The sequence below is a fragment of the Streptomyces sp. CA-294286 genome (genome assembly GCF_050947155.1).
Taxonomy (GTDB): domain Bacteria; phylum Actinomycetota; class Actinomycetes; order Streptomycetales; family Streptomycetaceae; genus Streptomyces.
In genome coordinates, this window is sequence record NZ_CP192005.1 from 729,941 (window position 1) to 743,568 (window position 13,628).

Annotated in this window: 11 protein-coding genes; 2 read left to right on the plus strand and 9 right to left on the minus strand. The window is 70.5% G+C overall.

All coding sequences use genetic code 11. From position 1 onward, the window contains the following. Positions 1-6: 6 nt before the first annotated feature. The 6 genes from ACQPZG_RS08055 to ACQPZG_RS08080 all read right to left on the minus strand — a co-directional run bounded on the left by ACQPZG_RS08055 (position 7) and on the right by ACQPZG_RS08080 (position 6,618). Positions 7-558: a DUF1697 domain-containing protein gene (locus ACQPZG_RS08055; protein ID WP_433545143.1), complete on the minus strand. Its 552-nt coding sequence runs from the start codon at positions 556-558 to the stop codon at positions 7-9. A gap of 120 nt (positions 559-678) precedes the next feature. Further along, positions 679-1,863, minus strand: coding sequence for a S8 family serine peptidase (locus ACQPZG_RS08060; RefSeq protein ID WP_433545144.1), 1,185 nt, complete (start codon positions 1,861-1,863; stop codon positions 679-681). A 307-nt stretch (positions 1,864-2,170) separates the two neighbouring features. Beyond that, positions 2,171-3,406, minus strand: coding sequence for a macrolide-inactivating glycosyltransferase (mgt, locus tag ACQPZG_RS08065; protein ID WP_433545145.1), 1,236 nt, complete (start codon positions 3,404-3,406; stop codon positions 2,171-2,173). A 58-nt stretch (positions 3,407-3,464) separates the two neighbouring features. Next, on the minus strand, positions 3,465-4,763 hold the full coding sequence (locus tag ACQPZG_RS08070; protein ID WP_433545146.1) for an ABC transporter substrate-binding protein: 1,299 nt from the start codon (positions 4,761-4,763) through the stop codon (positions 3,465-3,467). Next, a complete protein-coding gene (locus ACQPZG_RS08075) occupies positions 4,763-5,596 on the minus strand; it encodes a carbohydrate ABC transporter permease (protein WP_433545147.1) in 834 nt (277 codons plus the stop codon). Before ACQPZG_RS08075 ends, ACQPZG_RS08070 begins: the two co-directional genes overlap by 1 nt. Positions 5,597-5,670: 74 nt before the next feature. Further along, entirely contained in the window at positions 5,671-6,618 is a 948-nt protein-coding gene (locus ACQPZG_RS08080) for a carbohydrate ABC transporter permease (RefSeq protein WP_433545148.1), read from the minus strand. A 206-nt stretch (positions 6,619-6,824) separates the two neighbouring features. Here ACQPZG_RS08080 and ACQPZG_RS08085 point away from each other — a divergent pair, with 206 nt between their 5' ends. After that, the gene (locus tag ACQPZG_RS08085; protein ID WP_433545149.1) at positions 6,825-7,691 is read left to right on the plus strand and encodes a phosphotransferase enzyme family protein; all 867 of its coding nucleotides are present in this window, start codon (positions 6,825-6,827) and stop codon (positions 7,689-7,691) included. Positions 7,692-7,715: 24 nt separating this feature from the next. On the opposite strand, the gene ACQPZG_RS08090 is transcribed toward ACQPZG_RS08085, so the two are convergent. Both ACQPZG_RS08090 and ACQPZG_RS08095 read right to left on the minus strand, forming a co-directional pair. Next, positions 7,716-8,516: a 3'-5' exonuclease gene (locus tag ACQPZG_RS08090; RefSeq protein WP_433545150.1), complete on the minus strand. Its 801-nt coding sequence runs from the start codon at positions 8,514-8,516 to the stop codon at positions 7,716-7,718. 114 nt (positions 8,517-8,630) lie between these two features. Beyond that, the gene (locus ACQPZG_RS08095) at positions 8,631-9,875 is read right to left on the minus strand and encodes an SAV2148 family HEPN domain-containing protein (protein ID WP_433545151.1); all 1,245 of its coding nucleotides are present in this window, start codon (positions 9,873-9,875) and stop codon (positions 8,631-8,633) included. Positions 9,876-10,111: 236 nt separating this feature from the next. Between ACQPZG_RS08095 and glgX the strand changes: the two genes are divergently transcribed. Continuing rightward, entirely contained in the window at positions 10,112-12,238 is a 2,127-nt protein-coding gene (gene glgX, locus ACQPZG_RS08100; RefSeq protein ID WP_433545152.1) for a glycogen debranching protein GlgX, read from the plus strand. Here the strand turns inward: glgX and ACQPZG_RS08105 are convergent. Then, complete coding sequence (locus tag ACQPZG_RS08105; RefSeq protein ID WP_433545153.1) at positions 12,192-13,562, minus strand: MFS transporter; 1,371 nt, start codon at positions 13,560-13,562, stop codon at positions 12,192-12,194. The two genes, glgX and ACQPZG_RS08105, sit on opposite strands and share 47 nt — an antisense overlap. Positions 13,563-13,628 lie beyond the last annotated feature (66 nt).

Sequence of the window (13,628 nt, forward strand, 5' to 3'; positions counted from 1 at the left end):
GGGCTTTCACTGGGTGAGTTCGACCAGTTTCACCACCGTGTTCCAGTTTCGGGTGGTGACGGTGAGGTCCTTGTGCAGTGCGGGACGGGACAGGGCCTCACCGAGCTTGGAGCGGCCGAGGCCGTCGGGGGCGTAGAGGTACAGCACCCGGTCTCCGAGGCGGAATTCCTCGGGGAGGTACGACGCCTGGTCGAGTGCGGCGTATCGCGCGGGGTCGAGCGGGCCGGAGGAGAAGGTGGCGTGCAGTTGCTTTCCTTCCAGTTCCGCGGCGGGGAAGGGGCACGTCTGCGCCACGGTGCGGAGATAGGTGTGGTCCCGGACCACGCAGTCGACGGGGAAACCGAAGTGTTTCTCCATGGCGGCCCTGAGGTCGAGAGCGAGAACCTCCTCGGAAGCGGTCGATTCCGTACGGAAGACGGCGTTGCCGCTGTTGAGGTGGGTACGTACGCCGGTGTGGCCCAATTCACCCAGGAGAGCGCGCAGTTCTGCCATCGGCACCTTGCGGTGGCCGCTCACATTGATGCCGCGCAGGAGGGCGGCGTACGTTTTCCGCGTCATGTTCCGACGATAGACGCCGCCACTGACAACGCCTCCGCGCGACCATCGAGCGCCGATCGCCGGCCCCGGCCGCCGTGCCCCGTGGGGGAAGGGCACGGCGGCCGTGCCGGGGGTCGCCGACTACTCGACGATCTTGAGCAGCTTGTTCGGGGTGCCCGCGGACGGGTTGGTGATCTTGCCTGCGGTGGCGCCGCCGGTCAGTGCCTCGGCGACCTGGGCCGGGGTGGCGTCCTGGTGGGCGGCCAGGTGGACCGCGGCCGCACCGGCGACGTGGGGGGTCGCCATCGAGGTGCCGGAGATGGTCTTCGTGGCGTCGTCCCCGCCGATCCAGGGGGCGGTGATGTCCGAGCCGGGGGCGTACAGATCCACGAGCGAACCGAAGTTGGAGAAGCCGGACTGGGCGTCCGTGTTCGTGGACGAGGCGACCGTGAGGGCCTCCGGGACGCGGGCCGGGGAGTGGTTCTTGGCGTCGTCGGCGTCGTTTCCGGCGGCGACCGCGAAGGTGATGCCGGACGCGATGGCCTTCTCGACGGCTGCGTCGAGGACGGGGTCGACGCCGCCGCCGAGGCTCATGTTGGCGACGGAGGGGCCCTTGTGGTTCTTGGTGACCCAGTCGATGCCCGCGACGACCTGCTCGGTGGTTCCGGAACCCTGGTCGTCGAGGACGCGGACGGCGACGATCTTCGCCTTCTTGGCGACGCCGTGCGCGGCGCCTGCGATGGTCCCGGCGACGTGGGTGCCGTGCCCGTTGCCGTCGTCCGCGTTGTCGTCGTTGTCGATGGCGTCGAACCCGGAGACGGCGCGTCCGCCGAAGTCCTTGTGGGTGATCCGGACTCCGGTGTCGATGACGTAGGCGGTGACGCCCTCGCCCGCCGTGTCGGGGTACGCGTACTTCTTGTCCCCGGCGGTGTCGGCCTGGTCGACGCGGTCCAGACCCCAGGACGGCGGGTTGTCCTGGACGGCGCCGGCGTGGAACGTCTTGTTCTGGACCACCTTGGAGACGGCGGGGTCCGCGGCGAGGCGCCTGGCCTCGGTCTCGGTCAGTCCGTCGGCGGAGAAGCCGTTGACGGCCGCGGTGTAGTCGCGCTTCAGTTCGCCGCCGTAGGACTTGGCGAGAGCCTTCTTGTCGGCCTTGGCGTCGAGCATCACGAGGTAGCTGCCCGCGACCGCGCCTTCGGCGTTCGCGCCGATGACGACCCCTTCCGCGGGGGCCGCGCCCGCCGTGGGGGCGGTGAGGGCGGACATGCCTGCCACGGCGGCGACGGTGGTTATCGCCGCGATCAGCTTGTTCTTGTTCATGGCCATGAAGAGGGTTCTCCTCGCCATTCTTTTGTGGGGGGAATGTGGGGGTGGCCCCCAAAGGACGGAAGGTCTCCGGGGGTTGGCACGAAACACTGGCCGATTGACGGCCAGAGATCAAGACCTCCAAACGGCTGTGATCCACGGAGCGGAAATCCGTAATGGAAAATATGGACAGGGCACCCCGAGTCGGACATGAATCCGTCTGCACGCCGACCGGGCTTGCGCAGGCGTCAGTTGAGCATTTTACGAAAAACCCGGACCTTGCGGATTTCGCGAGGTCCGGGCTCCTTCACTTCTTTTCCTCATCTCCTCAATTGGGGAGTTCCGCCTCGATGAGGTCGGCGGCCCGCGGGGTTCCGCCCTCCGCGGCCATGCCGTCCGCGATCTGCCGCAGACTGCGTGCCACCTCCGGGTCGGAGACGAGGAACTCCGCGGCGGCGCGCAGACGTTCGGCGGTGGCGTCTTCCGTCTCGATGCGCCGGGCCACGCCGAGACCCTGGAGCATGTCCGCGTTGCCGAACTGGTCGACGGCCTGCGGGACGGCGATCATCGGGGTGGCCGTGGCGAGTCCCTCCTGGCTGCCACCGGCGCCCGCGTGGGTGACGAAGAGGTCGGCCTGCCTGAGGATGCTCAACTGCGGTGCCCAGCGCGTCACTTCCACGTGGGCCGGGATCTCGCCGAGCTCGGACTCCTCGACGAACCTGCCGATCTGGAGCACCAGGTGCCAGCCCGGCAGGTCGCCGAACGCCTTGACGCACTCGCGGTAGAAAGCGGGCTGCTTGGTGAAGGAGGAGCCGAGCGAGACGAGGACGACCTTCTCGGCAGCGGCCGGGCGGCGCCACTCCCCCTGGTCCGCGCGCGCTCCCTGGCAGGCCCCCACGAAGGTGTGGACGGACTCGTCGACGCGGTCGGCGTTCGGCTGGAGCACCTTGGGGATGAGCACCAGGGAACGGGTCGGCGCGATGAACTGGAAGAAGTCCTCGGCGGGCATGTCGTTGTCCCGCAGCCAGTCGCGGAAGCGGTCCATGTACGCCCGCCCCCGCTCGGTCTTCAGGAGACCGGCGTACATCGGCTTCGCGACCTCTTCCTCGTACCCCTCCCAGGCGACCATGTTCGGCGACAGGGAGATGGCGGGCACGCCCCAGCGGTGGGCGAGGACGGGGGCCGGATAGGCGGTGATGTCGTGGAGGACGAGGTCGGGTTCATCGCCCTCGAATGCCTTGATCAGCTGCGGCAGCGCCTGGATGCCGTTGTGCAGGAACGGTTCGAGGTTGTCGATGAGTTCGGTGCCCCAGACCTCCGGGTCGGCGCCCTCGTCCGGCAGGGTCGAGGTGTAGACCACCGGCTCCGCGCCGGTCGCGGCGACCTTGTCGGCATACGGGGCGGGGATCGCGTAACTCACCCGGTGACCCCGGGCGACCAGCTCCCGGATCACTTCGAGGCTGGGGTTGACGTGCCCGGGAAAGGCGATGGAGAACATGGCGAGGTGCGCGGGGGCGCGGGACGCGCCGGTTCCGGGCGTGGCAGGGCGAGGTGTGGCGTTCATGCCCGCACTCTAAGCGAGACGAGACGTCTCGTACAAGTGATTTCTGTGTCGGCTCGGTTCAGCGCTGGTAGCGGGCCAGTACCAAGTTGCCGTCCCTCTCCAGGCGTTGGCGCAGTTCCTCCTCGTCGATCGCGCCGCTGTAGTACTCCTGGTACGCGGGCGTGGCCACCTTGTCCTTCCACTCGGGGTAGCCGCGGACCGCCTGCGCGGGCGCCGGGCGCAGATGGGCCGCGAGGGCGGTGCCGGTGACCCAGCCGTCCTTCCCGGTGCGCAACGAGGGGTCCTTGAGGGCCTCGGTGCCCGTCGGCAGCATCCAGTCGCCCTTGGCGAGGCGCACCATGTTCTGCGGCTGGAGGAAGAAGTCGATGAACTCCACCGCCTCCTTCTTGTACGGGCTGTCCTCGGCCACCGACAGGGTCTGCGGGCTCACCCCCTGGGCCGGGCCGTCCTTGCCCGCGGGCGCGGGGAGCACCGTCCACTCGAAGCCCTCGGGGGCCTGCTCGTTGATCTGCTGCCGGTAGGAGAACCCGAGCGGGACCATCGCGTACTTGCCGCCGAAGAACCCGGGAAGGGTGTCGGAGCCGCCCATGCCGAGGGTGGCGGACGAGGCGGAACCGTCGGTGTTGACCTGGTCGTGAATGGTGCCGGGGACGACCGCGTCGTCCTCGGTGAAGCGAATCCTCACCTTCCCGTCGTCGTCCTCGCGGAACAGTTGGCCGCCCGCGGACAGGCCGAGGTTGAGGGTGGCGGAGACGGGCTCCTTCAGCGGCCAGGCCACGCCGTACCTCTTCGCCCCCATGTCCGCGGTGAGCTTCTTGGCGACCTGGCGGAACTCCTCCCAGCTCCAGGGCGCGCCGGGGGTGGGGATGCGCACGCCCGAGGCCTTGAGCAGCCTCGCGTTGGCGATCAGGACGCGCGGTTCCTGGAGGAAGGGGACGCCGTGGATCCTGTTGTCGAAGGTGGCGGTGGACCAGCTCCGTTGCGGGATGTCGGCGCGGAGGCGGTCGGGGAGGAGGTCCGTCAGGTCGGCGAGGTCGCCTCCGTGGGCGAAGTCGGCGAGGTCGTCGGAGGCGTCGTGGATGATGTCGGGCGCCTCGCCGCCCTCGAAGGAGGTGAGGAGATGGTCGTGGACGTTGTCCCAGCTGCCCTGGACGTATTCGATGCGGATCGTGGGGTGGGCCTTGTTCCACTCGGCGACGAGTCTCCTGTTGATGTCGACGGACTCCTTCTGCCAGGCCAGCGACTGGAAGCGGAGGGTGATCACACCGTGCTCGTCGGGGCCGCGCTCGGCGGCCGAGCAGCCGGTGAGCAGAAGGGCCGACGCGGCGAGGGCCGCGGGGAGCCTGCGTACCCGCATCAGCTCTTCACCGCCCCGGCCAGCATCCCGCCGGTGATCCGCTTCTGGATGAGCGCGAAGACCACCAGCGAGGGCAGGGTGGCGAGGAACGCGGCGGCGGCCAGCGGACCGAGATCGGCGACGCCCTCCGCCCCGATGAAGTGGGTGAGGACGACCGGCAAGGTCTGCTTCTCCGGTGACTTGAGCAGGACGAGCGCGAAGAAGAACTCGTTCCATGCGGTGATGAACGCGAACAGCGCGGTGGCGACGAGCCCGGGGGCGAGCAGCGGCGCGGTGACCGAGACGAGCGTACGGAAGGTGCTCGCGCCGTCGACCGCAGCCGCCTCCTCCAGCTCGGGCGGCACGGCGCGTACGTACCCGACCAGCATCCACAGCGCGAAGGGCAGCGACCAGACGACGTACACCATGATCAGACCGGGGAGGGAGTTGATCAGGTGGAGGTTCTTCAGGATCAGGAAGAGCGGGATGATCACCAGGACGAACGGGAACGCCTGGCTGACCACCACCCAGCCGGTCGCCGCGGTGGTCAGCCTGCTGCGGTGGCGGGCCACCACGAAGGCCATCGGGGTGGCGACGGCCACGGCGATCAGGGCGGCGGCGCACGCGGCGACGAGGCTGTTCCCGGCCGCTTGCAGGAGGGGCTGTTCGTCGAAGGCCTGCCGGAAGTTGTCGAGACCGGGGCCCTTAGGGATCCAGGTGGGGTGCAGGTCCCCCAGTTCGCGCGGGGACTTGAAGGCGGTCGAGACGAGCCAGAGGAACGGGAACGCGAGAAACACCAGGTAGGCGAGGAGTGCGAGGTACTGACCCGCGCGAGCGGGCCTGCCGGCGCTCATGGGGCTTCGGCCGCGGCTCCTGCGCCGCTCAGGGGCACGGGGCCGGCTGCGCGTGCCGCCGGGGCTTCGGTAGCTCACTTGTCCGCGCCTCCCTTGAGTCGACCTGCCAGGAACACGGCGAGGAGTACGGAGACGACCGCCACCATGACGCACCCCATGGCCGCCGCGTAGCCGAACTGGCCGTACCGGAAAGCCTGCTCGTAGGCGAAGAGCATCGGCAGGCGGGTCCGGCCGCCCGGCCCGCCGCTGGTCAGGACGTAGACCAGGGCGAAGGAGTTGAAGTTCCAGATGAAGTTGAGCGCGGTGATGGAGAGCGCGATCGGCTTCAGCGCCGGCCAGGTGACGGCACGGAACCTGCGCCAGGCCCCGGCGCCGTCGAGTGCCGCGGCCTCGTGCAGTTCGTGCGGGGTGTTCTGCAGACCCGCCAGGAGGGCGACGGTGGTCTGCGGCATGCCCGCCCAGATGCCGACGAGGATCACCGCGGGCAGGGCGGTGGCGAGACCGGTGAGCCAGTCGCGGCCTTCGCCGAAGCCGAGGGTGCGGAGCGTCTCGTTGAGGATGCCCGCGTCGGGGTGGTAGACGAGCCGCCACATGATGCCGACGACGACCTCGGGCATCGCCCACGGGACGATCGCCAGGGCGCGCGCCAGCCAGCGGAACCGGAGGTTCTGATTGAGCAGCAGTGCCAGGCCCATGGCCAGCAGGAACTGGGGGATCGTGACACCGACGGCCCAGAGCAGGCCGATCCGGAAGGAGTCCCAGAAGAGGGTGTCGTGCAGGAGGTCCGAGAAGTTGAGGGTGCCGATCCACCGGGTGGGCGCGGTGCGGCCCGACTGCGCGTCGGTGAAGGCGAGGGAGATGCCGTAGAGCAGCGGGCCGACGCTGAGGACCAGGATCGGGATCAACGCCGGCAGCACCAGGAACCAGGTGCCGACATCGGCCGCCCCGCCGGTTCTCGCCCCGTCCGGGCGGGACGACGGCCCCCGCCTCCCCGCATCACCCCTTTTGTTGTCCGATTTCACCTATCGGGCTCCTTCAGGCAGTTCGGGCGGTTCGTGCCGTTCTGGTAGCCCCGGTGGTTGCCGTCATCGTGCTGACGGGCCGTCGGTTCGTCAAGCCGACCTGCGCGGTCGGCCTGGACGGATGCGAGACTTTGGCGGATGCACCACCCGTTCCCAGGTATCGGGCGTGCAATCGCTGGGATCTATCCGTTCGGGAGAGCACGACGATGGACGAGACGCGCGCACGCGAGGTGCTGGAGGCGACCGGGCTGGGCGCCGGGGCGAGGCTGCTGTCCCTGGGCGAGAACGCGGTGTTCGCGGTGGACGCGCCGGACGGGTCCTTCGTCGCCAAGGTGGGCCGGGCCTCCCCCGACCTCGCGGCCCGTGCCGAACGGGAACTGGCCGTCGGCGAGTGGCTGGCCGGCGCGGGCGTGCCGGCCGTACGCCCCGCCGCGGCACAGCCGTGGCTGGTGGACGGTCACCCGGTGACGCTCTGGCACCGGCTGCCCGACGCAATACGGCCGTCCGAGCCGCGCGACGTGGCCGAGCTGCTGAACCTGGTGCACGCGATTGCCGCCCCGCCGTTCGTCCTGCCGCCGCGCGATCTGCTCGCGGGGGTGGAGCGCTGGCTGCGGTTGGCGGGGGACGCCATCGACTCCGAGGACGCGGTCTATCTGCGCGGCCGCCGCGACGGCTTCGCCACGGCCGCCGCCGCCCTCGTCCCGCACCTCGCTCCGGGACCGATCCACGGGGACGCCCTGCCCCGCAACGTACTGGTCGGCCCGCAGGGCCCGGTCCTGGTCGACCTGGAGACCTTCTCCCACGACTTCCGCGAGCACGACCTGGTCGTCATGGCGCTCTCCCGGGACCGCTACGGCCTGCCCGCCGAGGCGTACGACGCGTTCGTCGGCAGGTACGGCTGGGATGTGCGCGAGTGGGACGGCTGCACGGTGCTGCGCGGCGCCCGGGAGACCGCGAGCTGCGCCTGGGTGGCCCAGCACGCGCCGACCAACCCGAAGGCCCTTGCCGAGTTCCGACGGCGGGTGGCCTCGCTGCGGGAGAACGACCCGAAGGTGCGCTGGTACCCGTTCTGACCCGCTGCCCCGGCCGCGCTCCGCTCAGCCCGACGTACGCGTGGACGTGCCGACCGCCGGGGCGCTGTGCTCGGAAGCGGCGTGCTCCGGGGGGCTGACGGCCGCGCTCGGGGCACGCACCGGCCAGGCCGGGTCGACCACCGCGTCCGCCGTGCCCTTCTTGCGGAGGAACTCCTGGAAGCCGGTGGCCCAGTCGGCGTACCACCGCACCTGCTCCTGGTGGAGTTCGGGCAGGCCCAGGGCGGCGACCGTCGGGTGCCGTTCGGCTATCGCGATGGCCACCCGCACGGCGGCGAGCGCGTCGGCGGATGCCTCGTGCGCGCCGTCCAGCACCACCCCGTACTCGACGCAGACCGCTTCGAGGGTGCGCTTGCCGCGCCGGTAGCGGTCCACGGCCCGGTCGATGGTGAGCGGGTCGACGACGGGTCCGATGCCCGCGTCGCCCGTCGCCCGCGCCATCCGGTCGCCGAGCGCGGGCAGTCCGTGCCTGGCGAGTTCCGCGGAGAGCAGGGTCAGGTCGAAGGCCGCGTTGTACGCGACGACCGGGATCCCCCGCGCCCAGCCGTCCACCAGGAGTTGTGCGACCTCGTCCGCGACCTCGGACGCCGGCCGCCCCTCGGACGCGGCCCGTTCGGTGCTGATGCCGTGTATCGCGGAGGCCTGCGCGGGGATCCGCACCCCGGGGTCGGCGAGCCACAGCCGCTGCCCGGTCACCGCCCCGCCCCGTACCTCGACGACCGCGGCCGTCACGATGCGCGAATCCAGCGGCTCCGTGCCCGTCGTCTCCAGGTCGAAGCCGATCAGCGATTCCCCGTGCCATCCCATCCCTGGGCCTCCTTGAGTGTGCTCCCCCATCGGAGAACAACCCTCGCACGCACCACTGACAACGCGGCTCGAAGACCGCTCACGCCGGTGGCACGGACCCTTGACGGAGCCCGGTCACGACACCGGCCGGGAGTCCGCCCACACCGCTTCGAACTCCTCCCGGTACGTCTCGAAGAGGCCGTGCTCGGTCTCCTGCCCGTGCCGCACCACCCCGTCGCGCCCGCCCCGCCCCCCGCCGCGCAGGACCAGGACCGGCGCCTCCATGCCGCGCGCCCTGCGCAAGTACGACTGGACGACAGCGAGTCCGCCGGACCCGTCGCCGTCGACGAGGTAGGCGGTGAAGCGGGGCGTCTCGTCGAAGACCTGGATCTGGAAGGCGCCCTGGTCACGGAGGCTGGCCCGCACCCGCCGCATGTGGAGGATGTTCATCTCCACGGATCGACTCAGCTCGCCCTTTTTCAGGCCGAGTTCGCGTTCGCGTCGCTTGACGGAGCTGCTGGCCGGGTTGAGGAAGAGCAGCCGGACCCGGCAGCCGGCCTCGGCGAGCCGCACGAGCCGGCGGCCGGAGAAGTTCTGCACGAGCAGGTTGAGACCTATCCCGATCGCGTCGAGGCGACGCGCCCCGCCGAAAAGGTCTTCGGCGGGCAGCTGCCGTTGCAGCCGCACCCGGTCGGGGTGGACGGAGACCACGTCCGCGTAGCGGTCGCCCACCAGGTTCTCGACGGCGTCGACCGGCAGCCGGTCGGCGGCGGGAGCGCCCGAGCCCGCGCCCAGGATCTCCAGCAGGCGGGCGGAGGCGCGTTCCGCCTGGGCGAGGACCGTCACGGACAGGGCCCGGTTGCGGGAGACGACGTTCCGGGTGACCTCCAGTTCGTCGAGGGCCAGCTCGACGTCGCGCCGGTCCTCGTAGTACGGCTCGAAGCACGGCCAGTGCTGCACCATGAGCTCGCGCAGCTGCGGCAGCGTCAGGAAGCTGAGCACGTTGTCGTCGGCGGGGTCCAGCAGATACCCCTTGCGGCGGCTGACCTCGCGGACGGCCACCGCGCGCTGCACCCATTCCTGCCCTGCGGGTCCGGCGGCGGCCACCACCCACTCCTCGCCGTGCACCGGTTCGTACACGGGGCGCAGGACGGCAGCGACGACGGCGCGCATCCGCTGTTCGACCAGGTTGAGCCAGATGTAGGCGCGGCCGGCCCGCTGGGCGCGCGTGCGCACCTCGGTCCATGCCTCCGTGCCCCAGTCCAGCTCCGCGCCGATCTCCCGGGGCCGCGCGAGCGAGACGGCACCGGGCGGGACGTCGCCCTGTCCCCCCTCGTGCTCCGTCTCCCCTGGGGGCAGCTCCAGCCCTCCCGAGCTCACCCGCGCACCGCCTTCTGCTGCTTCTCCCGGTCCGCTCCCGCGGCCACGTCAACGATCAAGGAAGGGTACTCCGCATGGGGCGGCGGGTGCAGCCGATCCCTGAGACGATACGGAGGTGGGCGAATTATGTTCACAACACCTGGGCCACGGAACCGCATTGAGGGACGATTCGGGGGAAGATCTGACGCTACGGCGTCCACCAGCGGGAGCACCGCAGAGCGGGAAGAGTCGAACGCATGCAGATCTGGCCAGGAGAGGCTTATCCCCTGGGCGCCACGTACGACGGCGCCGGCACCAACTTCGCGGTCTTCTCGGAGGCCGCAGAACGCGTCGAACTGTGCCTTCTGCACGACGACGGTTCCGAGACGGCGGTGGAGCTGCGGGAGGTCGACGCGTTCGTACGCCACGCCTACCTGCCCGGCATCATGCCCGGACAGCGCTACGGTTACCGCGTGCACGGTCCGTACAACCCTTCGCGGGGCCTGCGCTGCAACTCCGCGAAGCTGTTGCTCGACCCGTACGCGAGGGCGATCAGCGGTGAGATCGAGTGGGGCGAGTCGGTGTACGGCTACCGCTTCGGGAAGCCGGACTCGCGCAACGACCAGGACTCGGCGCCGCACACGATGGCGTCGGTGGTGGTCAATCCGTACTTCGACTGGGGGGACGACCGGCCGCCGCGCACCGAGTACCACCGGACGATCCTCTACGAGGCGCACGTCAAGGGCCTCACCATGATGCATCCGGACCTCCCGGACGAGCTGCGCGGCTCGTACGCGGCCCTGGCGCACCCGGCGATCATCGACCATCTGGTGGAACTGGGCGTCACCGCGCTGGAGCTGATGCCGGTGCACCAGTTCGTGAACGACCACCGTCTCGTCGACGCGGGCATGAGCAACTACTGGGGCTACAACACGATCGGTTTCTTCGCCCCGCACAACAGCTACGCGTCGTGGGGAGACCGGGGCGAGCAGGTCCTGGAGTTCAAGACGGCGGTCAAGGCCCTGCACGAGGCGGGCATCGAGGTCATCCTCGACGTGGTCTACAACCACACCGCGGAGGGCAATCACCTGGGGCCGACCCTGTCGTTCCGGGGGCTGGACAACCAGTCGTACTACCGCCTCGCCGACCACCCCAAGTACTACATGGACACCACGGGCACCGGGAACTCGCTGCTGATGCGCTCCCCGCACGTGCTCCAGCTCATCATGGACTCGCTGCGGTACTGGGTGACGGAGATGCGGGTCGACGGGTTCCGCTTCGACCTCGCGGCGACCCTGGCCCGGCAGTTCCACGAGGTGGACCGGCTGTCGTCGTTCTTCGACCTGGTGCAGCAGGACCCGGTGGTCAGCCAGGTGAAGCTGATCGCGGAGCCCTGGGACGTGGGCGAGGGCGGCTACCAGGTGGGCAATTTCCCGCCGCTGTGGACGGAGTGGAACGGAAAGTACCGGGACACCGTGCGGGACATGTGGCGGGGCGAGCCGCAGACCATCGCGGAGTTCGCGGGGCGTCTGACGGGCTCGTCGGACCTGTACCAGGACGACGGTCGCCGCCCGCTCGCCTCGATCAACTTCACCACCTGCCACGACGGCTTCACGCTGCACGACCTGGTGGCGTACAACGAGAAGCACAACGACGCGAACGGCGAGGGCAACCGGGACGGCGAGAGCCACAACCGGTCGTGGAACTGCGGCGCGGAGGGCCCCACCGACGATCCGGACGTGCTGGCGCTGCGCGAGCGGCAGATGCGCAACTTCATCGCGACGCTGATGCTGTCCCAGGGCGTGCCGATGCTCAGTCACGGCGACGAGTTCGCCCGCACCCAGAAGGGCAACAACAACGCCTACTGCCAGGACAACGAACTGGCCTGGGTGCCCTGGCCCGGCCCGGACGCCGACGGGGACGGGGAGGGCACGCTGCTGCAGTTCACGCGTGCCATGGTGGCGCTGCGGCGCGAGCACCCGGTGTTCCGGCGGCGGCGCTTCTTCCACGGCCGGCCGGTGCGGGGCACGCACGACGAGCTGACCGACATCGCGTGGTTCACCCCGGACGGTGAGGCGATGACCCAGGAGGACTGGGAGGCGGCGCACGCGAAGGCGCTGACGGTGTTCCTGAACGGTGAGGCCATCTCGGAGCCGGGGCCGCGCGGCGAGCGCATCACCGACGACTCGTTCCTGCTGATGTTCAACGCGAGCGCCGAGACCCTGGACTTCATGGTTCCGGCGGACCACGGGCGGCAGTGGCAGGTCGTGGTCGACACCGCGCGCGAGGACGGCGTGCCGCCCGGCACGGGCGCCAAGCACGGCGCGGGCGAGTACGTCACGCTGATCGGCCGGAGCCTGACGGTTCTTCAGCGTCCCGCGTGACGCGGTTCGTCGTACCTCTTGCGGCGGTACGCCCCGGTGCGGGTCGGGTGCGTACCGCCCAGGAGAGCCCGGCGCACAGCAGCGCCGCGCCGACGGCCACGGCGAAGGCGGCGGGCGGGCCGCTGCTCTCGGCGAGGCGGCCCGAGACGGCGAGCGCGAGGGCCTGCCCGGCGACGATGCCGCTCATCAGGAAGGCCATGGATTCGGCCAGTCGGGTGGCGGGGACGACGCGTTCGGTGAGTCCGAAGATCGTGATCATGTGCGGGGCGAGCGCGATGCCGACGACGACCACGACGACGTACAGCTGCCACAGGCTGCCCACGAACACGAGCGGCACCGAGAGGACCACCAGGGCGGCGGTGGCGATGCGCCAGCGGGTGTGCAGCCCGATGCGGGCGGGGACGGCGGCCATCGAGAGGCCGGCGACGGCGCTCATCACTCCCATGGCGGCATAGACGAGTCCGGCCTGTTCCGGGTGGCCGAGGTCGTCGGTGAGGGCGGTGATGCCCGCCTGGCAGGCGCCGAACATCGCTCCCTGAAGGGCCATCGCCGTGCGCAGCGCGTAGACGGAACCGCGTGCTCTCGTACGTTCGACGGAGGCGGCGCGCGCGGCCGGGCGTAGCAGGGACGCCGTCGGATGCAGGGCGAACCAGGTACCGCAGACGGCGAGGAGCCCGGCGGCGACGAGGAGGGCCGCGGCGGGGTGCGCGAGGGCCACGGCGAGGCCGACGAGGGCGGGGCCGAGGACGAACGTGACCTCGTCGAGGGTCCCTTCGAAGGACAGCACCGTGCCGACGAGGCGCTCGTCGGCGTCCTCGCGGCGGGCGAGCGCCAGGGTGCGGGTGCGCGCCATCGGGCCGATCTGCGGTACGGACGCACCCGCGACGACGGCGATCAGGGCGAGCGGCAGGGTGTCGGCGCGGGCGAGCGCGGCGAGGACGAGAGCGGCGACGGAGAGGGCGTTGAGAAGGGTCGCGCAGAGCACCACGGGGCGCTGTCCGCGCCGGTCGGCGGCGCGGCCCAGCACGGGTCCGCCGACGGTCTGCCCGGCCGCCAGGGCGCCTCCGACGAGACCCGCGGTGGCGAGGCTTCCGCTCGTCTCGGCGACCAGCAGCAGGGTGCCGAGCTGGCACATCGCGAGCGGCAGGCGGCCGAGGAAGGAGACCAGGGGCAGAACGGGCCCGGTGAGGGCGATCGCCTCCCGGTAGCTCTCGCGGTACGTTCCCCAGGCGCCCGGAACGCGCCCGCGACGCCTCTTCCGCTTCTTCGCCGCCGCCCTGTTCTCTTTGTTCTCTTTCCTCGTGGCTCTGCTCTCTCCGGCCATCAGGTGAAATTAGCGCCGTGCCCGCGAGACGGTGCATGGGCCGATGACACAGAAGCCCCGAATACG

Bases quoted from the DNA above. Each gene is read 5' to 3' on its own strand.
- ACQPZG_RS08055 (WP_433545143.1), bottom strand. From the start codon at position 558: ATGACGCGGAAAACGTACGCCGCCCTCCTGCGCGGCATCAATGTGAGC.
- ACQPZG_RS08060 (WP_433545144.1), bottom strand. From the start codon at position 1,863: ATGGCCATGAACAAGAACAAGCTGATCGCGGCGATAACCACCGTCGCC.
- mgt (WP_433545145.1), bottom strand. From the start codon at position 3,406: ATGAACGCCACACCTCGCCCTGCCACGCCCGGAACCGGCGCGTCCCGC.
- ACQPZG_RS08070 (WP_433545146.1), bottom strand. From the start codon at position 4,763: ATGCGGGTACGCAGGCTCCCCGCGGCCCTCGCCGCGTCGGCCCTTCTG.
- ACQPZG_RS08075 (WP_433545147.1), bottom strand. From the start codon at position 5,596: ATGAGCGCCGGCAGGCCCGCTCGCGCGGGTCAGTACCTCGCACTCCTC.
- ACQPZG_RS08085 (WP_433545149.1), top strand. From the start codon at position 6,825: ATGGACGAGACGCGCGCACGCGAGGTGCTGGAGGCGACCGGGCTGGGC.
- ACQPZG_RS08090 (WP_433545150.1), bottom strand. From the start codon at position 8,516: ATGGGATGGCACGGGGAATCGCTGATCGGCTTCGACCTGGAGACGACG.
- glgX (WP_433545152.1), top strand. From the start codon at position 10,112: ATGCAGATCTGGCCAGGAGAGGCTTATCCCCTGGGCGCCACGTACGAC.
- ACQPZG_RS08105 (WP_433545153.1), bottom strand. From the start codon at position 13,562: ATGGCCGGAGAGAGCAGAGCCACGAGGAAAGAGAACAAAGAGAACAGG.